Origin of the sequence: Lentzea cavernae (genome assembly GCF_014653695.1) — a bacterium.
GTDB classification, from domain to species: domain Bacteria; phylum Actinomycetota; class Actinomycetes; order Mycobacteriales; family Pseudonocardiaceae; genus Lentzea; species Lentzea cavernae.
The window spans coordinates 765,657-788,664 of sequence record NZ_BNAR01000002.1 but is presented as its reverse complement, the minus strand read 5'-3'; the positions used below and the strand labels follow the sequence as shown (position 1 = coordinate 788,664).

Sequence of the window (23,008 nt, the reverse complement as noted above, 5' to 3'; positions counted from 1 at the left end):
CAATGCGCATATGCGGAATCAAGGCATCCCACGACGGCGGCGTCGCCGTCATCGAGGACGGTCGTCTTCTCTTCAGCTACGAGATCGAGAAGCTGGGGAACGGTGAGCGGTACAGCTCTCTCGGAAACCTGGAACGCGTGACCGAGATCCTCGCCGCGGAGGGCCTGACCCCCGCCGACATCGACCAGTTCGTGGTCGACGGCTGGTACACGCGGGACGCCGAGGGCGAGATCGCCGTCGGTGTGCACTCCGGCGGCGAGCCGGTCCAGCTCCGGGTCGCGCCGTACCTCGAGACCCCCGGCGACGACGGCCCGTTGCAGCGCCACACCTTCAGCGGTCACGGCCTCGGCGACTACGCCGGCTACACCCACGTCGCCAACCACCTCATCGGCACGTACTGCTCGAGCCCGTTCGCCGCGCGGGGCGAGGACGCGTTCGTCCTGGTGTGGGACGGCCTCATCACGCCCCGCCTCTACCTGGTGCGGGCCGCGACCCGCGAGGTGACCCTCGTCGAGGACCTGATGCCCGTGTTCGGCGGCAGCTTCGCGGCCTTCTGCGCGCGGTTCGAGCCGTACCTGCGCCCGTACGACGACATGACGTCGGACAAGGCGATCCGCCACCACCTCTCCGTCGCGGGCAAGGCGATGGCCTACGCGGCCAAGGGCAGGGTCGTGACCGCCGCCTTCGCCGTCTTCGACGACCTCATGTCCGAGCTGCGCGACATCACCGTCGACAAGGTGGGCGTGCTGGGGGACAAGGTCGCCGCGAACCGGGACGAGCTGCTGCCGGGCCTGTCCAACGCGGACCTCATCGCGAGCTACCAGGCCTACCTCGGCCTCAACCTGCTGGAGCGGCTCACCTCGGCGGTGCGCAGCCGCTTCCCGGAGGGCGAGCACAACCTGGTGATGGGCGGCGGCTGCGCGCTGAACATCAAGTGGAACACCGCGATCCGCGCCAGCGGGGTGTTCCGGGACGTCTTCATCCCGCCCTTCCCCAACGACGCGGGCGCGGCCATCGGGACGGCGGCCTGTGAGATGTTCCGGCAGGGCCGCATCGCGCTCGACTGGAGCGTCTACAGTGGACCGAAGATCACCGTCGGCACGCTTCCGGACGGGTGGAGCGCGCGACCGTGCGACGAGCGGCAGCTGGCCGCCCTCCTGCACGCCGAGGACGAACCGGTGGTCGTCCTGTCCGGCCGGGCGGAGCTGGGCCCGCGCGCCCTGGGCAACCGCAGCATCATCGCGCCCGCGACCAGCACCCGGATGAAGGACCGGCTCAACGACGTCAAGAACCGGGCGTCGTACCGGCCCGTCGCGCCCATCTGCCTGGAGGAGCGCGCGCAGGAGGTCTTCGACCCCGGCACGCCCGACCCCTACATGATCTTCGAGCACCGCATGCGGCCCGGCTGGGCGGAGCGCGTCCCGGCGGTCGTCCACCTCGACGGCACCGCCAGGCTCCAGACCATCAAGTCCACTCAGGACACCGCCACCGTGCGGATCCTCACCGCCTACGCGGAGATCAGCGGAGTTCCCGTGCTGTGCAACACCAGCGCGAACCTGGAGGGACGCGGCTTCTTCCCCGACGTCGAGTCGGCCGCCAGGTGGGGCGGCACGAAGTACGTCTGGTCGGAGGGCACGCTCTACACGAACCCGGCGTGATCGCCTGCCTGCCCGGTCACCGGAGCAGTTCGGTGACCAGGCAGGCCAGTTCGAGCGCCTGGGTCGCGTTGAGCCGCGGATCGCACGCCGACTCGTAGTGTCGGTGCAGGTCGTCGAGACCCACTCCGCCGCCGACGCACTCGGTCACGTCCTCACCGGTCAGCTCGACGTGCAGGCCGCCGGGGTGGGTGCCGAGCGCCCTGTGCACCTCGACGAAGCCGGTGAGCTCGTCGAAGACGTCGCCGAACCGCCGCGTCTTGTACCCGCTCGGCGCGGTGAAGGTGTTGCCGTGCATGGGATCGCTCACCCAGATCACCGGCGAACCTGACGCGTCGACCTTCTCCACGAGCTCCGGCAGCAGGTCCCGGACGCGCTCGGCCCCCATGCGCACGACGAACGTCAGCCTGCCCGGCCGTCGTTCGGGGTCGAGGCGCTCGATCAGCGCCAGCGCGTGCTCGGGTGTGGTGGACGGGCCCAGCTTCACCGCGACGGGGTTGTCGATGGTCGCGAAGTAGGCGACGTGGGCTCCGTCGAGGTCCCTGGTGCGGTCGCCGATCCACAGCAGGTGCCCGCTGCCCGCGTAACGCCTGCCGGAGCGCCGGTCGGGGCGGGTCAGCGCTTCCTCGTAGTCGAGCAACAGGCCCTCGTGGCTCGTGAACACCTCGGCGCCGCTCGCGCGCAGAACGTCCACCGTGTACCTGGAAGCGTCGTACACGCGCCGCAGCCGGACGGGATCGGGCAGCCGTTCGGTCGGGGTGAAGCCGGTGCCGTTCACCGCGTCGCCCCGGTACACGGGCAGCGTGCGCCCGTCGACGGTCTCGGTCGGCGACGACCTGGGTTTGGCGTACTGGCCCGCGATGCGGCCCACGGTGGTCACCGGGAGTCCCGTGCCGGCCGCGAGGACCACGGACATCTGCCGCAGCAGCCGGAGTGTGCTCCGGATCGCCCGCGCCGAGACCTTGTCGAGGCGTTCCGCGCAGTCACCGCCCTGCAGCAGCAACGCCCGGCCTTGCGCGACCCCGGCGAGGCGGGAGGTGAGCGCGTCGCACTCCCGGGGCGTGACCACCGGGGGACGCCCCGCCAGCTCGGCGACCACCTCGCCGAGACGGGCCCGGTCGGGCCACTGCGGCTGCTGGCGGGCGACGAGCGTGCGCCAGTCGGGGACGAGGCCGACCGCGCCGCTCATGTCCGGACGAGGTCGTGGTCGATGCCGAGGTCGTCCAGCAGCAGCTGCAACGGCCCGGTGTCCCGCTTCGGCACGGGCCGCGCCGCCGCCTGCTCGCGCAGCTGGTCGACGCCGACCTCGAAGCCGCCCTGGGCCGCGACCGCGACCCACGGCTCCAGGTCGGCGGAGCGGAACGCGGTGAGGCCGGAGATGAGCGCCTCGCGGAACATCCGCTGCTGCCCGCTGTCGAGGTTGCGGTACAGCGAGCCGCACAACTCGCGGAACACCACCGCGTGACCGCTCTCGTCGCGCCGGTGCATGTCAGTGGTGATCCGGTTCATCGGCTGGATGTCGTGGGCGGTGGAGAGCGTGGAGAGGAACCCGCTGATCGTCGTCTCGGCCGCCAGGGAGAACGCGATGTCGACGACGTCCCGGTCGAACCCGGACAGCCCGGCGCGTGCCGCCGCCCGTCCCTGGACGACCGACCACACGTCCGGCGCGAACCGCACGTCCGCCATGTCCCGCCGCCGTCGCGTCACGCCGACGGCGTTGTGGCACATGAGGATGTGGTAGTGCTCGTCGATGATCGTCTGGTGCAGCGCGTCGACGGCGACGTCGTCGCGGCGGACGGGGATCCGCTCCTGGAGCATCAACCGGCACGCGGGCAGGATGATCTCGTCCTCGATGGCCGCGGTCTTGGCGTTGTAGGCGATCCAGGCCGCCGACAGGATCCGCCGGCGCGCGTCCCGGTCGAGCTTCTCCGCTCCCGGCAACGACAGCACCGGGACGAGGTGCTCGGGGAAGTCCGGCAGGTCCGCGTCGAAGTGCCCGTCCAGGTCGAGCTCGTCCTTCTTGACCGCGACCCGCCTGCCCCAGCGCCGGGTCAGCTGGACGAGCAGGTCGCGCTCGTACTCCTCACGTGCCGCGGTGCCGGGCATCGGGACGACCTCCTTCAGGTGAACAGGGCGGGGACGACGGGAACGGCGAGCGACTCGAGGCGCTCCTGCCACAGCTCGGCCGTCGCCGCGTCCCGTGCGACGAACCGGCCCAGCCCCTCGGTGACCGGACGGATGCCGTGCAGGGCGTTCACCGTCCACACAGGAGCGTCTGCCAGCTCCGCCGGGGTGGCGAACTCCTCGACGAGCGGCTGCCCGGTCAGTTCGGTGAGCAGGGCACGGGTGACCCCGGGCAGCAGGGTCGGCCCGGCCGGGGGAGCGCACAGCGCGTCGCCGCGCCACCAGACGACGCTCGTCGTGGATCCTTCGCGCACGTGTCCTTCCGGCGAGAGCAGCAGCGCCTCGTCGGCTCCCGCCGCGACCGCGGCGGAGCGCAGGGCGGTCAGGTGGTCGAGGTCGACGCCCTTGACGGCGGGCACACTCCGGCGGTCGAGGCCCGAGTTCCACAACCGGACGGTCCTGGTGCGCGGGGGAGCGGGACGCAGCCACAGCCTCAGCCGCGTCCGGTGCCCGGTCTCCACGAGCTCGACGCGGGGAAACCACCGGCCCCGCGCGGGAAGCGACTCGGCGACGGCGGCCAGAAATCCGTTCGTCCCGGAGCCGGAGAACCGGGAGCAGGCGTCGCCGAAGCGCCGGGCGTGCCGGTCGAGCCCCCGCACCCGTCCCTCGTCGACGAGCCACGAGTCGACGACCCGCACCAGCCCGGTCGTGTCGGACGGCGACCACCCGTCGCCGTCCCACCACAGGCGGATCCCGCTGTCGCTCATCGCGGGGAGCCGCCCGCGTCCGACACCGCGGGAGCACGCCAGGCGCGCAGCGACGCCGCCGCCTTGAGCAGCATCTCCTCGTACTCGTCCTGGGCGTCGGAGTCGAGGACGATCGCCCCGCCGGCACCGATGCTCAACCGGTCGCCGACGCGGACCGCCGTGCGGATCACGATGTTCAGGTCGGTGCCGCCGGACAGCCCGAAGTAGCCGAGGGTGCCGGAGTACACGCCCCTGGCCTCCGTCTCCAGGCCGTCGATGATCTCCATGGTGCGCAGCTTCGGCGCCCCGGTCATCGAGCCGCCGGGGAAGCACTGCCGCACGCAGTCCATCGCGCTGACGCCGTCCTTGAGCCGGCCGTGGACCGTGGAGACCAGCTGGTGCACTGTCTGGTAGCTCTCGACGGCCAGGTACGGGTCGACGTCGATGCTGCCCACCTCGCACACCCGGCCGAGGTCGTTGCGCAGCAGGTCGACGATCATCAGGTTCTCGGCCTGCGTCTTGGCGCTCGACGCGAGGGTGGCGGCGATCTCCGCGTCCCGCACGGGATCGGCGTCGCGCGGGGCGGTGCCCTTGATCGGCTTGCTGGTGACCGTGCGGTCGGGCTCGACGCGCAGGAAGCGTTCCGGCGACGAGCAGAAGACCGAGACGTCGCCCATGCGCACCAGCGCGGCGTACGGCGCCGGGTTGGCCCGGCGCAGCCGCCGGTAGAACGACGTGTCGTCGTCGTGGAAGGGCAGGTGCAGCTTGTTGGTCAGGCAGATCTCGTAGCTCTCGCCCAGTCGCAGCTGCCGCTGGCACTCCGCGATGTCCGCCAGGTACTGCTCCCGGTCGCGGACGAGGAGCTCCTCGGCGTCAGGAGGAGCGCACGGTTCGCCGGGCGGCTCGTCGCCGGACGGGAGCAGTCCGGAGAGGACGGTCGCCGTGCGGTCCACCCACTCCTGGGCGTCGCGCCGGGTCGCGTCGTCGTGCACGGCGACGAGGTAGGTCAGCCCCTCCTGGTGGTCGATCGCGACGATCCGGTCGGCGAACATCCAGGCGGCGTCCGGGGTTTCGGCGCTGTGGCGTGCCGTGGCGCCGCATTCCGCCTTCAGCTCGTACCCGAAGTAGCCGACGTACCCGCCGGTCAGGTTGAACGGCAGGGTCGTCTCCGGGATCCGCCGCTCGCGCAGCCGCCGTTCCAGGAAGTCGAACACGCTGCCGGGGACGTCACGGACACCGCCGGCGTCGCGCACCTCCACCGCGCCGCTGCCGGTGCGGTAGGTGACGACCTCGCTGAGCGGCCCGGACGTGTCGCCCAGGAACGAGAACCTCGACAGCCCCTCCTCGACCCGGCTGCTGTCGAGCCAGAAGCAGTAGGGGTTGTCGTCGAACAGCTCCAGGAAGACGGACTCGGCGTCGGCGGTGGTCGGGACGACGGTGCTGACGAGGCCCAGCTCCCCGGACCCGCGGGCCCGGCGGGTCAGCTCGGCGAAGTTCCGCAGGATCTCCCTGCCGTAGCCGGAGGCGACCGACTCGGGGTGGAACTGCACGCCCCATTGCGGAAGATCCCTGTGCCGCAACGCCATCAGCACGCCGTCGTCCGCCCACGCGATCGGGACGAGCTCGGCCGGCAGGGGTTCCTGCACGCTGAGCGAGTGGTACCGCACCGCGACGAACTCGCGTGGCACCCCGGCGAACAGCGGATCACCGTCGTGGGAGACCTTGGCGAGGTGCCCGTGCCGGGGTTCGGGCGCGGCGGACACGGTCGCGCCCGCCAGGTGCCCGATGATCTGGTGGCCGAGGCAGACTCCCAGCACCGGCAGGGTGGTGCGGCGCAGCAGCTCTCCGACGAGGCCGATGTCGCGGGAGTTCTGCGGCCGGCCGGGACCGGGGGAGACGACGACGTTGTCGAAGTCCTCCAGCCGCAGGTCGAGCAGCGCCGGGTCGTCGTTGACCACGACCGTCGGCTCCTCGCCGTTGATCTCGGCGATCAGCTGGAACAGGTTGAAGGTGTACGAGTCGTAGTTGTCCACCAGGAGTGTGCGCGTCATGGGCCGGCCAAGGTCTTCCGGAGAGTCTGGACGTCACCCGGCTCCAGGGTGATCCCGAAGATCTCCTCGGGAGCCGACAGCACCTCGTCCTCGCCGAGCTCGCGGAACGTCGCGGGCTCGCCCGGCCGGATCTCGGCGAGAACGTTGCCCGCGAGCAGGTGCCGCACCTCGGGCCGCGTGCGCTGCAGGATCATCCGGTGGTTGAACGGTGAGCGCGGGTGCGTGAGGCAGAAGTGGTTGAGGAGCTCGAAGTCCGACGGGTACCGCACGTCCGCGGTGAAGCCGTAGAGCTCCGCAGGGCCCTCCGGCCGCAGGAACCGCAGCACGTGCTCCCCGGTCGGCTCGCGCAGGAGGTCGAACGAGAAGTCGCCGTCCAGCCGCGCGTTCTCCGCGAACAGGATCGGCTCGTGCAGCCCGTGGGCGCCGAAACTCACGTCGTGGAGCCAGCGTTCGCCGTCCAGCTCCACCAGCAGGGCCACGTGCAGCGCCGGCCCGAACTTGTCGCCCGTGCGGATCCGCGTCCGGCCGGCGAAGGCCGTGAACGTGAACCCGATGCGGTCCAGCACGGCCGCCATCAGCACGACCTGTTCCAGGCACCAGCCGCCACGGCCCTGCCGCACGATCTTGTCCTGGACGCTGTCCACGTCCAGCGGCACCGCCGTGCGCCCGAGGAGCGCGTCGAGGTTGTCGAACGCGATCGCGCCGACGTGCGCGGTGTGCAGGCGCCGCAACGTGGAGAGGTCCGGCGCGACCTCGCCCTGGAAGCCCACGCGGGTCAGGTAGGCGTCCAGGTCGACCGCGTCTCCGCGCCACATCGAGCCGCTCATGTGAGCTGCCCGGCGACGACGGCGGCGAGGACGATCCAGCCGTAGTAGGTGTTCGCGACGAACGCGTCCCAGCACGCCTTCGGATCGTCCAGGTCCACCCGGAACAGCAGGTAGGCCAGGTAGAGCGCGGCGAGCACGACGACCACGTAGAACGCCCACCCGATCGGCGTCAGCGAGCCGGCCCACAGCACTCCGGCGGCGCTGAGCACGAGGAAGAGCGACAGCCACGCCTTGGTGGCGTCGCCGAAGAGCAGGGCGGAGGACCGGACACCGATCTTCCGGTCGTACTCCTTGTCCTGGTGGGAGTAGATCGCGTCGTGGATCAGGGTCCAGAACGCGCCTCCGGCGTACAGGCCGTACACCGCGGGCGGGTAGTCGGCGTTCCCGGTCGACGCCGTCCAGCCGACGAACACGTAGGTGCTCATCACCAGCCCGAGGAACGCCGAGGGCCAGACGAAGAAGCGCTTCATGAACGGGTACGCGACGATCAACGGGTAGGTGGCCAGGGCGACCAGGACCGTCTCCAGGTTCGCCACGGCGAGCACCAGCAGTGCCACCAGGGCCTGTGCCGACGCCCACAGGATCGCGTTGCGGACGCTGACCGTCCCCGAGGCGACCGGACGCGACACCGTGCGCGCGACGCGGGCGTCGATCTCCTTGTCGATCACGTCGTTGACCGCGCAGGCGAAACCGCGGATCAGCACGGCGGCGACGGCGACGGCCGCCACCGCGAGCAGGTCCGGCCGTTCGCCGGACGCGAGGACGACCGCCCAGAGCGCCGGGAGCAGGTAGAGGACGTACCCGGTCGGCCTGTCCAGTCGCATCAGCAGCAGGTACGAGCGGATCGAGTCCGGGCTCTTCGTGACGACGCCCGCGGATATCTTGTGCAGCATCAGTTCCCCATCACCAGGTCACCGGGAGTTCGACCAAACCGCCGATCAACGTGTCGTGGCGCAGCCCCAGCTCGTCCACGCCGGCGGCCAGGCGCAGGCCCGGGAACCGCGCGGTGAGCTGGGTGAGCACCACCTGCAGTTGCATCCGCGCCAGCGCCGCGCCCACGCAGTTGTAGGCGCCGTGGCCGAACGCGAGGCTCGCTGAGGTGTCGCGGGTGACGTCCACCCGGCCGGGGTCGGGGAAGACCGTCTCGTCGTGGTTGGCCGCGATGACGTTGAGCATCACGAAGTCGCCGGCCCGGATGGTGACCCCACCGATCTCGAAGTCCGTCACCGCGAACCGGGGCATGCCGCCGTTGTGCGGGTTCGGCATCGACCTGCGCAGGGTCTCCTCGACGGCGCCGGGCACGAGGGCCGGGTCGTCGTGCAACGCCTGCCACTGCCCGGGCTCGTCCAGCAACAGCACCACGCAGGTGCCGATCCGGGCGACCGTGGTCTCGTAGCCACCGAACAGCAACAACGCCGTCAGTCCGAGGACCTCGTCGTCCTCGATCCCCTCGGTCGCGCAGATCCTGGAGATCGCGTCGTCACCGGGGTCGAGCCGCTTGTCCGCCACGAGTTGCTTGCAGTAGCCGAACAACCCGCCCAGCCCCTGCTTGGCGCGCACCGGGTCCGAGGTGGTCGCGGCGGCCTGGATCCACTCGCCGAACCGGCCGGCGTCCTGCTGGGGTACACCCAGCCATTCGCACAGCACCAGCACCGGCAACGCCGTCGCCACCGCCTCGCGCAGGTCCACCGGCGGTCGCCGGGCAGCGAGTTCGTCCAGCAGTTGCGCGGACAGCTTTTCGACGTGGGGCCGCAGCTCCTGCATGCGTTCCGGCGAGAAATGGGGCTCCAGCAACGCGCGCAGCCGCCCGTGGTCGGTGGCGAAGCCGTCCAGCAGGCTCGCGAGCAGTGCCGCGCCGCCGTCCTTCGCCGCCTGCGGATCGGGGTTCGAGCGGCTGAGCCGGTCGTCGTCGAGCAACTGCCGCACCTCGGCGTGCCCCGTGACGAGCCACGCCTCGGCGCCCGCGGGAGTGCGCACCCGGTGGACCGCGCCCTGGGACTGGAGCTCGCGCATCCCTGGCGCGAGGTGCAGCACGTTCTCCTGCTCGAGAGGCAGTTGAACCGGGGTACTCACTGACGACCTCCGGGAGTCACGGGTCATGCCGTGCGGTTGACGATGCGGTCGAACAGGGCGGTCAGTTCCGCTGTCGCGGCGGGGGACAGCCCGGCTCGGCCGAGGTGCTCCAGTGCCGACTCGAGGTGGCCGCGCGACCGCCGCTCGGCCTCGTCGCGTCCGCCGCACTCCTCGACGAGGCCGGCCATCTCCGCCAGGTGCGCGTCCGCGGCGTCGTCGGCGTGCCACAGCTCGCGCAGCCGCTCGCTGACCGGGAACGCCGCCAGCACGGGGAAGGACGGGTTGCGCCGCCCGATGTCGCCCCGGACGGGCTTGCCGGTCACCGCGGGGTCGCCCCAGATGTCCTCGACGTCGTTGGAGATCTGGAAGGCGAGGCCCAGGTGCCTGCCCGCACCGCGCAGTGCTGTCAGGACGTGCTCCGGTTTGCCGGCCCGCAGCGCGGGGGTCACCAGTGCGCACTGCAGCAGCGCGGAGGTCTTCTCCTCCACGATCCGTTCGTACTGCGCGATCCCCGCGTCCGGACCCAGCCGGACGGTGAGTTCGCGGGACTGGCCCGCGAGCACCAGGCGGAGGGCTTCGGTGAACGCGCTGGAGATCTCCGCGCGGCCGGGGCCGGGGTCGTCGACGACCATCTGCACGGCGAGCGCCTGCAACGCGTCCCCGGCCAGGATCGCCAGACCGGCGCCGAACACCTTCCACGCCGCCGGCCGGCCGCGGCGGAGGTCGTCCGCGTCGATGATGTCGTCGTGGATCAGGGTCGAGTTGTGCAGCAGCTCGAGCGCGGCCGCCTGGGTGCGGACGTCCTCCGGCGCCAGGCCTGCTCCCTGCGCCACCGCCGTCATGAGGCCGGCGCGGGTCAGCTTGCCGCTCGCCGCACCGCTCGGGTCACCGTGCTCGTCGGTGAAGCCGAGGTGGTAGGAGCAGATCCGGGCCAGGGTGGGCTCCAGCGCGCAGACCCGCTGCCGCACGACGGGCAGCACGGCCGACCGCACCGCGCCCGGCGACAGCAGTGCGGTGGGCGAGGTGCCGAGTGTGCTCATCGGGATTCTCCTCCGGCGCTCGCGAATCGAATACCGAAATAACGCCACTGGGTCTCGAGTGGTGCTCGGGAATGCGAGCAGCAGTTCGATCAGCATCCTGAACGACCTTCTCCGGCCGTGTCAACGACGCACGAGCGCACTTGTTCGACTTTAGGAAAAACCCCAGTCCCGGCGGCGCAATGCCCGGATTGGACTATTCTGCTGATTGGTGACTGCCGGGCAGCACCACGTGCACGCGCCGTTCACTGGATGCTGGAGAGGTGAAATGGCTGTAACTGCCGATTCCGGGAAATTGCGCGAAGGCAGGCCGTTCGACCCGTACGGCGAACATCGCGACGACCCTTACTCATTCCTGGCCGGCGTCGTGGACGCGGAGCCGGTGTTCTACGCGCCTTTGCTCGACGCGTGGTGCGTCACCCGCCGCGAGGACATGGTCGCCGTGCTGAAGGACGACCGGAGCTTCTCGGCGCGCGACCACAACCCCCGTCCCAAGGTCGCGCTGCCCGAGGACGTGAGCCAGATGTTCCGCACCTGGCGCGGCGCCGGCGCGGTGGCCGTCGGCTCGCTCGACCCGCCCGAGCACTCCCGGATCAGGGACCTGCTCAACGCCGGGTTCACGCCGGCCAGGGTCAGGGCGTTCGAACCCACGATGCGCGCTATCGCCACCGCCCTCGCCGATCGCGTCGCCGTGGCGGAGGAGTTCGACTTCATCGCGGCGTTCGCCGTGCCTTACGCCCTCGAGGTGATGTGCCGGCGCCTCGGCGTCCCCGACGAGTACCTCGAACGCTGCCGCCTGTGGTCCGAGCAGCGCATCGAGCTCATGATGTTGCAGCAGGACACCGATCCCGACCTGCTGCGCGAACACGCCCGCGGGCTGATGGAGTTCGGCGCGTTCGCACGGTCGCTCGCACAGGAGCGGCTGGCCTCACCGCAGGACGACCTGATCAGCGAGCTGCTGCACGACGGCAGGGCCGGCCAGACGCTCACCGCCGCCGAGGTCGCCGTCCAGATCCCCACCCTGATCTTCGCGGGGCACATGACGTGCGCCGAGGCGCTCGGCACGATCGTCTTCCAGCAGCTGCGCTCGTCCGGCGGCTGGGCCGAGGTCGTCGACGGGACGGTCGCCACGCGCGACCTCGTCGAGGAGGGTCTGCGGTTCGACAGCCCGCTGGCCGGCATGTACCGGACCGCGACGCGCGACGTGGTGGTCGGCGGCGTCCACCTGGCCGAGGGCAGCCGGTTGCTCCTGCTGTACGGCGCGGCGGGCCGGGACGACCGCGCCCACGCGTGCCCGGCCGCGTTCAGCCCGGGCAACCGGTCCGCCACGCACCTCGCGTTCGGGCACGGCATCCACTTCTGCCTCGGGGCCGGGTTCGCCCGCGCGGAGCTGGAGGTCGCGGTGCAGGCCCTCGCGACCAGGATGCCCGGTCTGACCCTCGCACCGGGGGAGCCGCCACGTCACCGGCCGGTGTTCCCGCTGCGGGCGCTGACCGAGCTGCGCGTGCGGCGGTGAGAACGACCTCGGCCTGCGCCACGGTGTGGCGCAGGCCGAGGACTTCGTGGCGGCAGCCGTCACCCGCGGACGGCGCTCAGGTAGAGGTAGCCCTGCTCGGGGGTGACCGCGGACAGCCGCATGAAGGCGAGCAGCGAGGTGGCCTGTTCCTCACCGACCAGCGCGACCAGCTCGTCGCGCCTGGTCTCCACCGCGTCGGCCATGACCGCGAGGGTGCGGCAGGAGTTGGCGCTGATGTCGCGGATCTCCACGTCGACGAAACCGTTGGCGGCCAGCGACTCCCGGTATTCGTCGATGGTGCCCAGCGACTTCACCGCGTAGTTCTCGCAGACGTGGTCGAGGACCTTGCGCCCCTCGGGGCTGACCGGGCCGCGCTCGATGACGTCGGCGATGGTGATGCGGCCGCCGGGGCGCACGACGCGGGCGATCTCGGAGAGCACCCGGCCGCGATCCGGCATGTGCCACATCGACTCGAACGCCCAGGCGGCGTCGAACGAGGCGTCGGGGAAGGACATGTCCATCGCGTCCGTGAACTGGAAGGTCGCCTTGTCCGCGAGCCCGGCCCCGGCGGCGAGCTCGTTGGCCTGCGCCACCTGGACGTGGCTGACGGAGATGCCCACCACGTCCACACCGGTGGTGCGGACGAGCCGCAGCGCCGGATGGCCGATGCCGCAGCCGACGTCCAGCACGCGCTGGCCGGCCTCCACGGCGAGACCGGAGATCATCATGTCGGTCAGGCGGTCCGTGGCGACCTCGATGGAGCTGTCGTCGGCGTCGTCCTCCCAGTACCCGTAGTGGTAGTTGGGGCCCCACGCGGCACCGTAGATCTGACCGATCCCGTCGTACACGTCGGCGACGTCGCTGGGAGCGGGGGACTGGTCGAGCGTCATGGAGGAATTCCGTTCTTCGAAGGTGAATAGGCCGGCACATGCGCAGGCGCTCGACTGGGAAATCCCAGCCGAGCGCCTGCGTCATGTCATTTCTTCTCGAAGCGCAGGAAACCCAGCTGCAAGCCGCCCGCCTGCCATTCGAGGCCCTGGGCCTGGTTCGCCAGCAGGGAGATCCTCAACCGCCTGCGCTCCACCGGCGACAGGCCGCTGTCGCCGTCCAGCACCGCTTTCGTCCAGGCGGCGCTCTCCTCCCAGAACGGGAGGGTCTGCGCCGTGGCGTCGACTTCGTCGACCAGCTCGAAACCCGCGGCCTCCGCCGCGTCCGCGTACTCCCGCACCGTGGCCGGTTTCGTGTAGAAGTACTCGGCCCACACGTCGGCCCCGCGAGGACGGGTGATGAACACCTCCTCGACGCACACGCTCGCACCGGGGCGGAGCACGTGGGACAGGCGCTCGAACCACCGAGGGCGGTTGAAGTAGCCGCTGCTCTCGATCGCGACCGCCGCGTCGTAGGGGCCGTCGTCCACGGTGAGGCTGTTCGCGTCGCAGACCAGCGTCCGGACCTTCCCGTCCAGGCCGCACTCCCGCGCGAACCCCTCGACCACCGGCGCGTGTTCGGGCGCGTTGGTGACCGCCGTGACCTCGGCGCCGAATTCCTGCGCCCAGAACAGCGAACCCCCGCCGAGGCCGCAGCCGACGTCCAGGACCTTCCCCGACAGCCGGTGTTCCGCGTCCCAGATCTTGGCCGCGTACCGCAGCAGGCCTTCCTGGTGCAGCCGGATGCTGCCGCGAATGGTGTCGGCGTCGCCGCCGGACGGTGGCGCTTCGGAGGAGGGGTAGTACCCGACGTGGTAGTGAATCCTGGGGCCGGGCCCGTATTTGCGCACCAGCTTCGCTGTTTTGTCGTCGTAGTACTGGCCGACCACCCTTACCTCATCCTGAGGGTCCAGCGCTGCCAGAGGTGAACTTGAAATGTTGGACACGGTCACTTCTCCAGGGCTCGGATGCCGACGAGTGCGGTGAACGGCCTGCTGTGGTCGTCGCGTGTGCCCGTCATGATTTGACTGGGATTCGAAACGCGGCGCCGACTCGAAATCGAGTGGCAGCTTTCGGATTCCATCCTGGAGGGGCGCCCCTGGTCGTGTCAACGACGGGGCGTGAGCACGTTCGACTTTAGGAAAAACCCCAAAGAAGATCGGGTAAAGGCTGGAATGCACTATTCTCCGGATAGGTGGTTGCCGTGTGCACCACCAAAGCCGTGTCGGAGTCCGGCTATCAGGCCGGCACCCCGATGGCGGACGACAACTCCCGAGACCAGGCGTTCCGAAGTGGACGTCGTGGCGCGGAACGGAGTGCGAATGAGTGGCGCAAAGCAGGTCCTGCTCGCCGAGCCGCGGAGTTTGTGCGCCGGTGTGCGCCGGGCGATCGCCATCATCGACCTCGCGCTGGAACAGCACGGCGCGCCGATCTACGTCCGCAAGGAGATCGTGCACAACCACTACGTGGTGCGCGGGTTCCAGGAGCGCGGAGTCGTGTTCGTCGACTCCGAGCAGGAGGTGCCCGAAGGCGCGGTCTGCGTCTTCTCCGCGCACGGCGTCTCCCCGCAGGTGCGGCAGAACGCGGACGCGCGCGGGCTGGACGTGCTCGACGCGACCTGCCCCCTGGTGGCCAAGGTGCACCAGGAGGCCCGCCGGTTCGCCCGGGACGGCCGGACGCTGCTGCTGGTCGGGCACGCCGATCACGAGGAGGTCGAGGGCACCTTCGGGCACGCCCCCGACCAGACGATCATCATCGAGACCGCGGCGGACGTGGAGGCGCTGGACCTGCCGTCCGACGCGCCGGTCGCCTACCTCACCCAGACCACGCTCTCGGTGGACGAGACCGAGGACGTCATCGCCGCGCTCCGGCGCAGGTTCACCGACCTGCGCGGGCCCGCCACCGACGACATCTGCTACGCCAGCCAGAACCGCCAGGACGGCATCAGGGCCGTCGTGGACCGGTGCGACCTGGTGCTGGTGGTCGGTTCGGCCAACTCCAGCAACTCGATCCGGATGGTCGAGGTCGCGCGCAGGCTCGGCGGGAGGGCGGAGCTGGTGCCGGACGTGACCCACCTCGACCCCGCGTGGCTGGACGGCGTGGACACGGTCGGCGTGAGCGCGGGAGCGAGCGCGCCGGAGGTCCTCGTCGACGAACTGGTGGACCGGCTCGCCTCGCTCGGGTACGGGGACGTGGCCGTGCACCGGGTGGCGATCGAGGACGTCGTGTTCTCCCCGCCCGCACGACTCACCGGCGTGCCGGACGCGCCGTCACCGAGCTGACCTGGCGAACCCCGTGAGGAGCACTGTTCGACATGGCGCTGCTGGACACCGTGCGCGACCCGGCGCGGTTGCGTGAGCTGACCGCGGGGGAGCTCCGCGACCTCGCGGGCGAGATCCGCGCGTTCCTGGTCGAACGGGTCTCCGCCGCCGGCGGGCACCTCGGGCCCAACCTCGGCGTGGTGGAGCTGACCATCGCGCTGCACACCGTCTTCGAGTCACCGCGGGACCGGTTGCTGTGGGACACCGGGCACCAGTCCTACGTGCACAAGATCCTCACGGGCCGCCAGACCGGGTTCGACCGGCTGCGCCGCTCCGGCGGGGTGTCCGGGTACCCGAGCCGGGAGGAGTCCGAGCACGACCTGGTGGAGAACTCCCACGCGTCGACCGCACTGTCCTATGCGGACGGTCTGGCGCGGGCGGACGCCCACCTCGGCCGCCGGGACCGGGCGACCGTCGCGGTCATCGGCGACGGCGCGATGACCGGCGGCATGGCCTGGGAGGCGCTCAACAACATCGCGGGCGGGCCGGACCGGCCGCTCGTCATCGTCCTCAACGACAACCGGCGTTCCTACGCGCCCACGGTCGGCGGACTGGCCGAGCACCTGACCGACCTGCGCGACGGGCACGGGCCCGGCGTGTTCGAACAGCTCGGGCTCGGCTACCTCGGCCCCGTCGACGGGCACGACATCGCCGCCGTCCAAGCCTCCCTGCGCGAGGCGGTCGCGCTGGACGGACCGGTCGTGGTGCACGTGATCACGGCCAAGGGCAAGGGGTTCCGGCACACCGAGGCCAACGACCTCGACCTCGGCCACGCCGTCAAACCGATGGACCCGCACACCGGGCAGGCGCTGAAGGCCTCACCGCCGTCGTTCACGTCGGTGTTCGGCGAGAAGCTGGTCGAACTGGCCGAGCAGCGCGACGACCTCGTGGCGATCACGGCCGCGATGACCGAACCGACCGGGCTCCTGCCGCTGCAGCGGCGCTTCCCGCACCGGGTGATCGACGTCGGCATCGCCGAGCAGCACGCGGTGACGATGGCCGCCGGGTTGTCCATGGGCGGGGTGCACCCGGTGGTGGCCATCTACTCCACGTTCGTCAACCGCGCGCTCGACCAGCTGCTCATGGACGTCGCGCTGCACCGCCGCCCGGTCACGTTCGTCCTCGACCGGTCCGGCGTGACCGGCGACGACGGGCCGAGCCACAACGGCATGTGGGACCTGTCGGTGCTGCAGGTGGTGCCGGGGCTGCGGATCGCGGCGCCGCGCGACGGCACCCGGTTGGCCGAGCTGCTCGCCGAGGCCGTGGCGTGGCAGGAGGGTCCGACGCTGCTGCGGTTCCCGAAGGGGCCGGCCGGTGACGACATCCCCGCGACCGCCACGTTCAACGGGATCGACGTGCTGCGCCGCACCGGCTCGATGGACGTGCTGATCGTCGCCGTCGGCGCGCTGGCCGGACTCGCACTCACCGTCGCGGAAGGCGTTCTCGCCCAAGGCATCGGCGTGACGGTGGTGGACCCCAGGTGGGTCACACCGGTCAACCCGGCGCTGGCGGACATGGCCCGCCGCCACCGGCTCGCGATCACGGTCGAGGACAACAGCCGCGCGGGCGGCGCCGGTTCCGCGATCGCGCAGACGTTGCGGGACAACGACGTGCACACGCCGTTGCGCGAGTTCGGCATCCCGCGGCGGTTCCTGCGCCACGGGTCCAGGGCCGAGGTGCTCGCCGCCTGCGGGCTGACCGCGCAGGACATCACCAGGGCCGTGGCGGAACTGCTGACCGGCCTCGACACCGCGCAGCCGGGCATCGACGACCTCGGCCCCTGGCCGGTGCGCACTGGGGAGGAACGATGACGACCGTCGCGCTGGGAATGCCCGTGCCGCGCAAGGAAGAACTCTCGGTGGCCACCCGCAGGAGCTCGCGGAAGATCATGGTCGGCCCGGTGCCGGTCGGCGGTGACGCGCCGGTGTCGGTGCAGTCGATGACCACGACGCTCACCGCGGACGTCGACGCCACCCTGCAGCAGATCGCCGAGCTCACCGCGGCCGGCTGCGAGATCGTGCGGGTCGCCGTGCCCTCGGCGGACGACGCGGCCGCGTTGCCGGTCATCGCCCGCAAGTCGCAGATCCCGGTGATCGCCGACATCCACTTCCAGCCGAAGTACGTCTTCGCCGCGATCGACGCCGGGTGCGCCGCGGTGCGGGTCAACCCCGGCAACATCCGCCAGTTCGACGACCAGGTCGGCGCGATCGCCCGTGCCGCCGGGGACGCGGGCGTGCCGATCAGGATCGGGGTGAACGCCGGGTCGCTCGACAAGCGGTTGCTGGACAAGCACGGCGGCGTCACCCCGGAGGCGCTGGTGGAGTCGGCGTTGTGGGAGTGCTCGCTGTTCGAGGAGCACGGCTACACCGACCTGAAGATCTCGGTGAAGCACCACGACCCGGTGGTGATGATCGAGGCGTACCGCGCGCTCGCCGCCCGGTGCGACTACCCGCTGCACCTCGGAGTGACCGAGGCGGGGCCCCGCTTCCAGGGCACGATCAAGTCCGCGGTGGCGTTCGGCGCGCTGCTGGCGGAGGGCATCGGCGACACCATCAGGGTGTCGCTGTCCGCACCGCCGGTCGAGGAGGTGAAGGTGGGCAACCAGATCCTGGAGTCGCTCGGACTGCGGCCACGGGGGCTCGACATCGTGTCGTGCCCGTCCTGCGGCCGCGCCCAGGTCGACGTGCACACCCTCGCCGAACGGGTCACCGCGGCACTGGAGGGGTTCCCGGTGCCGTTGCGGGTGGCGGTGATGGGCTGCGTCGTCAACGGACCGGGTGAGGCCCGCGAAGCCGACCTCGGTGTCGCCGCCGGCAACGGCAAGGGTCAGATCTTCGTCAGGGGCGAGGTGATCCGCACGGTGCCGGAGTCGCAGATCGTCGAGACGCTCCTGGCCGAGGCGGCTCGCATCGCCGAGGAGATGGGTGTGGACGTTGAGGCGTGACATGCGGTTCGCGCGGGAGAACGCGAACCGCACGCCGCGGACCATCGCGCGTCAATCCACGGTTTCGCACGCGACACGCGGTGGCCACGAATCCTTTCGCAGGATTTCGAGGACGTACGCCCTCGACACCAGCGCGACCCGGTTCGGCGCCTGCAGCTTGTCGGACATGACCCGGACGTGATAATCGATGGTCTTCGAGCTGAGGTACAGCTCTCTCGACAACCGCCCGCTGGAGAAACCGGCCGCGACTCCCTCCAGGATCCTCGCCTGGATGGAACTGAGCATCCAGCAGCCGGCCGTTTCGCATTCGGCGGAGTTCGATCTCGGACGTGTCTGACCGGACAGCACCTGACCGAATCCGTGCTTTCGGGCACAGCCCGGGTGGTGTTCGCACTTCTGCGGGTCGTTCTGCCGGTTGTCCATGACACCCATCCATTCCTGTGAAGCAGGCCAGGTCAGGACCGCAATAGGCTTTACGGGGGAGGAGACTCAGTTTTGTGTCCACAGAGGAACAGTCGCGGGGGACGACGGTGACAACGTTGATGCGTGACGCGGTGGCGGCCGAGGCCGTGATCGAGGCGCTGCACGATGACCTGAGCGGGCTGCCTGCCGGAGCACGGCTGGACGCCGTGCTGTGCCTGCTGGAGGCGGCCCGGCTGATGGTGCGGGGCCTCGACCGGCCGTCCGGCGAGCTCGGCGCCGACGACCTCGACCGCCTCCGCGCGACCATGCGCGCGGCGTCGCTCTCGGTGCGCAGCTACCTGTGGCAGGCCGGTGACCGCGATCCGGCCGCCCGGCGGTGACGGCCTCACGACGCCGCCGGACGTGCGCCTTCTGCCGGCACCCGCACCGCCGTCGCACCGCGCAGGTCGGGCAGGAAGGTCATGGCGATCGCCGCACAGGCCATGAAGCCCGCGCACACCAGCAGACCGCCGCCGAATCCCGTTCCGGTGGCCAGCACGCCCAGGGTGAGCGGCGCGAACGCGGACACGCCGCGCGCGATGTTGTAGCAGAACCCGGCGCCGGTCGTCCGCACCCTGGTCGGGAACAGCTCGCCCAGGTACACGCCGAAGATGCCGGCGTAGGCCGCGAAGAAGGCGAACAGCGGGCCCAGCCACAGCAACGCCGTGCGGTCGGCGGCGACCACGTACAGCGGCAGGGTCAGCGCCACCCCCGCCAGCGACAGCACCAGCGCGTTCTTGTGGCCGATCCGGTCGGCGATCAGGCCGAAGACGTTGTAGCCGAAGAACATCCCGAGGTTGAGCACCGTCAGGAACACCGCGACCGTCGCGGCCGGAACGCCCTTGTCGGCCTGCAGGTAGGTCGGCAGCCACGTGGACGCGCCCCAGGCCCCGAACATCGCGAACCCGGCCACGACCGCGCCGAGCACGGTGCGCCTGCGCAGTTCCGGGGCGAAGATCTCCGACACCTTCACCGGCGTCGTCTTCTGCCGGGCCCACTCGGCCGACTCGCGGAAGAACACCCCGACGATGACCAGCGGGATCACCACGCCCACCCCGCCGAGGAAGAACAGCAGGCGCCAGTTCGGCAGCAGCGCGCCCGACATCAGCGCGGCGACCACCCCGCCGATCGGGAACGAGCTGAGCACGAACGCGACCGCCCGGCCCCGTTGCGCGGCGGGCCAGGTCTCGATGACGTAGGCCGACGCCACGCCCCAGACCCCGCCGAGACCCATGCCCGCGAGGAAGCGCAGCACCACGAACAGCGTGAAGCTCGGCACCACCAGGATCAACGCGGTGAACAGGCCGAACACCGCGAGCGAGAGCATCAGCGCCCGCTTGCGGCCGTAGTTGTCGGCGAGCCAGCCGACGGTCACGCTGCTCACCCCGATGCCGAGCAGGGTCGCGGTGGCGAGCAGACCGCCCTGCGTGGTCGTGAGCCCGAGGTCTGCCCGGATCACGGGCAGGGCGAACGACAGGAGCAGGATCTCCAGCGCGTCGAACATGTAGGCGACGAACGAGCCGAAGAGCACAACCCACCGGTTGGATCCACTCAAGCGAACCAGTCCATTCAGTCGTCGGAGTTCTTCACGGCGATGCGCGCCTATCGGCACAAGTGCGCGATCGAGCAAAAGCCGGTCCGATTTCCGCCCGGTTCGCGGTCGTCGCGAATGCCACCGAGTTCCGCCGCCCAGGGGCCTGACCGTCCAGAAAGGACGAAAAGGCGCCGTTGTCCCTGGAAGATTGACAATTCATGACTGGGCACGACGCTACGAAAGACTTCACGTCCGGGTCAACATCGGACTCCGGATCGTCCTTAAGACTGTGGTCCCGTCACGCGCTGGGCCGGTCGAACTGAGACATCGGTGCCGAATGGTACGGCCCAATTGAGATGTATCGCACGGAAATCTTCGGTGAATGAGCCGGTTCACCCGGGGTCAGACCGGAATTTAAACACACTCACAGCAACTCGGGCACGTTCCGGGCACCGCCGAGTTCAGAACGGATGATTGAGCGCGCCCGCGAGCTCCGAACGGCGCAGGACACCAAGTTTCCTGTAGGAGTTCGTCAGGTGCTTCTCCACGGCCCTGATGCTCACCGAGAGCGCGTGCGCTATGTCCTGGTTCGACCGGCCCGTCACCGCGAGCGCGACCACCTTCCGCTCGGTGCGGGTGAGAGCGGCCCGGCGCACCTCGCCGCGCAGGTGGGTGCCGGCCTGCCGCACCAGCCGCTGGTCGCCGCACTCGGCGGCGATGTCGTGGCACCGCCGCAGGTGCCGGGCGGCGGTCTGCTCGTACTGCTCCCGCAGGCGCAGCCCCAGCGCCAGGTGGGTGCGCGCCAGCTCCAGCCGGTCGGCCGAGGCGGAGAGGACGTCCTCGGCCGCGTGCAACAGGTTCACGCCGCCGACTCCCTCCGTCAGGCCTCCGAGCACGCGCAGGGTCCGGCCGACGCCGGCGGGCGCACCCCATTCGACAGCGCGTTCGTGGTCCTCCTCGGCGAGGATCCTGGCCGCACAGGTGTTCTCGAGCTGCCGGTGCAGCCCGGCCGCCGTGGTGCGCCACGGGAAGAGCACGACGTTCCGCCAGCCCAGCCGGTCGAGCTGATGGCCCGCGTCCGTGAGAAAGCGCAGGCCGTCCCGCACATCGCCGCGGGCGACGGCGTCCGCGCCCCGCAGCACGTCGACCACGGCCGCGGTGCAGGGGTCGTCCGCCTCGGCCGGGAGGCTCGACAGCAGGAGTCCGGACAGCTCCTCGTCCTGTGCCTTGAGCGCCACCACGGCCAGGGCGAGCACCGCGTCCGGGCCGACCGGTGCGCGTTCGTCCGCCAGCGCGGTCTTCGCCAGGAGCCTCGCTTCGGCGACCTCGCCCAGGTGCACGGCCACGAGAGCCCTGCTCACCCGGAGCGACGCCTGGTCTTCCGCCGCCAGCGTCCAGGTGGCGGCTCGCAGTGGAGAATCGGCCGCGCACAAGGTCTTCACGAGCAGTTGTGCCATCTCGTCGGCCTGCCCGGCGCTAGGCGGCACGTGGTCGAGGAGACGATCTGCCAGTGCCGCCACGTCTTTCGCGGACGTGCGCGCCACCAGTGCCGCCGAGTGCGACAACACCGTGAGGAGTTCTCGTTGCGCCGCACCGGTGTTCTCGAGTTCTCCCAGCCGTGTGGTGGCGTCGATGAGCTCGCTGAGGTCCGCGTGCCCGGCGTAGCGCATCCGCGCCTCGATCCGCAGCGCCAGGTCGTGGTCGCCGAGGCGGCGAACCTCCTGCTCGACGTCGCCGAAGACGTCCCGGACCAGCGGCAGGGTCGTGCCCGCCGCCGTGACGGGCAACCGGAGCACGGCTGCGGCACGCTCACGGGGCGTCTCGAGCAGCTGGAGCGCGTAGGAGATGTGGTGCAGGGCCAGCGAACCGTCCGTCGTGCACTCCGCCACGGCGAGTTCGACCAGTGCCGCGGCCCGCCTCGGTCCCGGCTCCGCCACGGCTCTGCGCAGGTAGGTCAGCGCTGCCGGCTGCTGTCCGCGTCGCAGAGCGGTGTCCGCGGCGGTTCGGAGGACCTCGACCGCCCACTCGGGGAGGGCAGATCGGGTCGCCACGAGGTGTTCGGCCACGTGCCCGGCAGGACAGCCCCGATCGTGCAGCAGCACGGCGGCCGCCGCGTGACCGGCGTCGTGTTCGAGCGCCGTCATCGTGGCCAGAACGGCATCCTGCACCACCGGATCGAGGAGATCCTGTTGCGCTGTAACAAGTCCGAGTGCACGAAGGGTCCGGACCGCCGTACCGGCCGTGGCGTCGTCGAGCCCGGTCAGTGCGGTGATGAGGCCGATCTCGGCCTGGTCACCGAGCACGGCCATCGCCTGGGCGACACCCCGCACCGGTCCGGGCTGCCGGCGCAGGCACTCCACGACCCGGCGCTGCGACCACCCCGCCGACGGCAAGCACACGACGGTGCCGGGTGGTGTGATGCCGGAACCCGGCGCGCCGTCCCGGACGGCGGCCACCACCAGGGCGCGTTCGGCGACGTCGGCCAGCCAGCGCACGGACGAGTCGTCCGCCCACTGGAGGTCGTCCACCACGATGACGACGAAGCCGGCCGGGACGGGCCGGAGCTGGTCGGCCACACCGAGGTCCCAGTCCCGTTCGGCGTATGCCCCGCTCGCGCGCAGCACGACCGCCCCGGCGCCGTCCGCCTGGACGGCCAGCGCCCGCAGCAACGCCGACTTCCCCGCGCCCATCGGTCCCCGGACCGTCACGAACGTCCCCGTGCCGGAAGCCGCCGACCGCAGGGCCTGCGTCAGGTGGTCCATTCCGGGGCCGTGCGGCGCTTCGGTCACTCG

Annotated in this window: 19 protein-coding genes; 6 read left to right on the top strand and 13 right to left on the bottom strand. The window is 70.9% G+C overall.

The window, feature by feature from the left end:
• The first annotated feature begins 2 nt into the window (after nucleotides 1-2).
• Nucleotides 3-1,658 carry a carbamoyltransferase N-terminal domain-containing protein gene (locus IE307_RS09600; RefSeq protein WP_191297485.1) on the top strand — a complete coding sequence of 552 codons (1,656 nt, stop codon included), beginning with the start codon at nucleotides 3-5 and terminating at the stop codon, nucleotides 1,656-1,658.
• 16 nt (nucleotides 1,659-1,674) lie between these two features.
• On the opposite strand, the gene IE307_RS09595 is transcribed toward IE307_RS09600, so the two are convergent.
• The 8 genes from IE307_RS09595 to IE307_RS09560 are packed head-to-tail and all read right to left on the bottom strand — an operon-like array spanning nucleotide 1,675 to nucleotide 10,516.
• The gene (locus tag IE307_RS09595) at nucleotides 1,675-2,844 is read right to left on the bottom strand and encodes a 3-deoxy-7-phosphoheptulonate synthase class II (protein WP_191297484.1); all 1,170 of its coding nucleotides are present in this window, start codon (nucleotides 2,842-2,844) and stop codon (nucleotides 1,675-1,677) included.
• Nucleotides 2,841-3,761: a diiron oxygenase gene (locus tag IE307_RS09590; RefSeq protein WP_191297483.1), complete on the bottom strand. Its 921-nt coding sequence runs from the start codon at nucleotides 3,759-3,761 to the stop codon at nucleotides 2,841-2,843. Before IE307_RS09590 ends, IE307_RS09595 begins: the two co-directional genes overlap by 4 nt.
• 14 nt (nucleotides 3,762-3,775) lie before the next feature.
• Nucleotides 3,776-4,546 carry an aminotransferase class IV gene (locus tag IE307_RS09585; protein ID WP_229904556.1) on the bottom strand — a complete coding sequence of 257 codons (771 nt, stop codon included), beginning with the start codon at nucleotides 4,544-4,546 and terminating at the stop codon, nucleotides 3,776-3,778.
• Nucleotides 4,543-6,576, bottom strand: coding sequence for an aminodeoxychorismate synthase component I (pabB, locus tag IE307_RS09580; RefSeq protein WP_191297482.1), 2,034 nt, complete (start codon nucleotides 6,574-6,576; stop codon nucleotides 4,543-4,545). The genes IE307_RS09585 and pabB overlap by 4 nt, the downstream gene beginning before the upstream one ends.
• Nucleotides 6,573-7,403, bottom strand: a complete 831-nt coding sequence (locus tag IE307_RS09575; RefSeq protein ID WP_191297481.1) for an arylamine N-acetyltransferase family protein — start codon at nucleotides 7,401-7,403, stop codon at nucleotides 6,573-6,575. Before IE307_RS09575 ends, pabB begins: the two co-directional genes overlap by 4 nt.
• A complete protein-coding gene (locus IE307_RS09570; RefSeq protein ID WP_191297480.1) occupies nucleotides 7,400-8,296 on the bottom strand; it encodes a 4-hydroxybenzoate octaprenyltransferase in 897 nt (298 codons plus the stop codon). The genes IE307_RS09575 and IE307_RS09570 overlap by 4 nt, the downstream gene beginning before the upstream one ends.
• 10 nt (nucleotides 8,297-8,306) lie before the next feature.
• Nucleotides 8,307-9,476, bottom strand: a complete 1,170-nt coding sequence (locus IE307_RS09565; RefSeq protein WP_191297479.1) for a cytochrome P450 — start codon at nucleotides 9,474-9,476, stop codon at nucleotides 8,307-8,309.
• A gap of 23 nt (nucleotides 9,477-9,499) precedes the next feature.
• Entirely contained in the window at nucleotides 9,500-10,516 is a 1,017-nt protein-coding gene (locus tag IE307_RS09560; protein ID WP_229904555.1) for a polyprenyl synthetase family protein, read from the bottom strand.
• 265 nt (nucleotides 10,517-10,781) lie between these two features.
• On the opposite strand from IE307_RS09560, the gene IE307_RS09555 reads away from it, so the two are divergent.
• Entirely contained in the window at nucleotides 10,782-12,029 is a 1,248-nt protein-coding gene (locus IE307_RS09555) for a cytochrome P450 (protein WP_191297478.1), read from the top strand.
• A gap of 59 nt (nucleotides 12,030-12,088) precedes the next feature.
• On the opposite strand, the gene IE307_RS09550 is transcribed toward IE307_RS09555, so the two are convergent.
• A complete protein-coding gene (locus tag IE307_RS09550; RefSeq protein WP_191297477.1) occupies nucleotides 12,089-12,919 on the bottom strand; it encodes a methyltransferase domain-containing protein in 831 nt (276 codons plus the stop codon).
• Nucleotides 12,920-13,005: 86 nt separating this feature from the next.
• Nucleotides 13,006-13,845, bottom strand: coding sequence for an SAM-dependent methyltransferase (locus IE307_RS09545; protein WP_229904554.1), 840 nt, complete (start codon nucleotides 13,843-13,845; stop codon nucleotides 13,006-13,008).
• Between the two features lie 432 nt (nucleotides 13,846-14,277).
• On the opposite strand from IE307_RS09545, the gene ispH reads away from it, so the two are divergent.
• From ispH to ispG, 3 genes are read left to right on the top strand one after another with little or no spacing between them, the layout of a single operon-like run.
• Nucleotides 14,278-15,237, top strand: coding sequence for a 4-hydroxy-3-methylbut-2-enyl diphosphate reductase (ispH, locus tag IE307_RS09540; RefSeq protein ID WP_191297476.1), 960 nt, complete (start codon nucleotides 14,278-14,280; stop codon nucleotides 15,235-15,237).
• 32 nt (nucleotides 15,238-15,269) lie between these two features.
• Complete coding sequence (locus IE307_RS09535; protein ID WP_191297475.1) at nucleotides 15,270-17,087, top strand: 1-deoxy-D-xylulose-5-phosphate synthase; 1,818 nt, start codon at nucleotides 15,270-15,272, stop codon at nucleotides 17,085-17,087.
• A complete protein-coding gene (gene ispG / locus IE307_RS09530; protein WP_191297474.1) occupies nucleotides 17,084-18,220 on the top strand; it encodes a flavodoxin-dependent (E)-4-hydroxy-3-methylbut-2-enyl-diphosphate synthase in 1,137 nt (378 codons plus the stop codon). Before IE307_RS09535 ends, ispG begins: the two co-directional genes overlap by 4 nt.
• 51 nt (nucleotides 18,221-18,271) lie before the next feature.
• On the opposite strand, the gene IE307_RS09525 is transcribed toward ispG, so the two are convergent.
• On the bottom strand, nucleotides 18,272-18,643 hold the full coding sequence (locus IE307_RS09525; RefSeq protein WP_229904553.1) for a response regulator transcription factor: 372 nt from the start codon (nucleotides 18,641-18,643) through the stop codon (nucleotides 18,272-18,274).
• A 119-nt stretch (nucleotides 18,644-18,762) separates the two neighbouring features.
• On the opposite strand from IE307_RS09525, the gene IE307_RS09520 reads away from it, so the two are divergent.
• Entirely contained in the window at nucleotides 18,763-19,023 is a 261-nt protein-coding gene (locus IE307_RS09520) for a hypothetical protein (protein ID WP_191297472.1), read from the top strand.
• Between the two features lie 5 nt (nucleotides 19,024-19,028).
• Here the strand turns inward: IE307_RS09520 and IE307_RS09515 are convergent, their stop codons facing one another.
• Together IE307_RS09515 and IE307_RS09510 are read right to left on the bottom strand one after the other, a co-directional pair.
• Entirely contained in the window at nucleotides 19,029-20,237 is a 1,209-nt protein-coding gene (locus IE307_RS09515) for an MFS transporter (protein WP_191297471.1), read from the bottom strand.
• Between the two features lie 440 nt (nucleotides 20,238-20,677).
• Nucleotides 20,678-23,005 (bottom strand): helix-turn-helix transcriptional regulator, encoded by a 2,328-nt coding sequence (locus IE307_RS09510; protein WP_191297470.1) that lies wholly within the window; start codon nucleotides 23,003-23,005, stop codon nucleotides 20,678-20,680.
• Nucleotides 23,006-23,008: the final 3 nt, after the last annotated feature.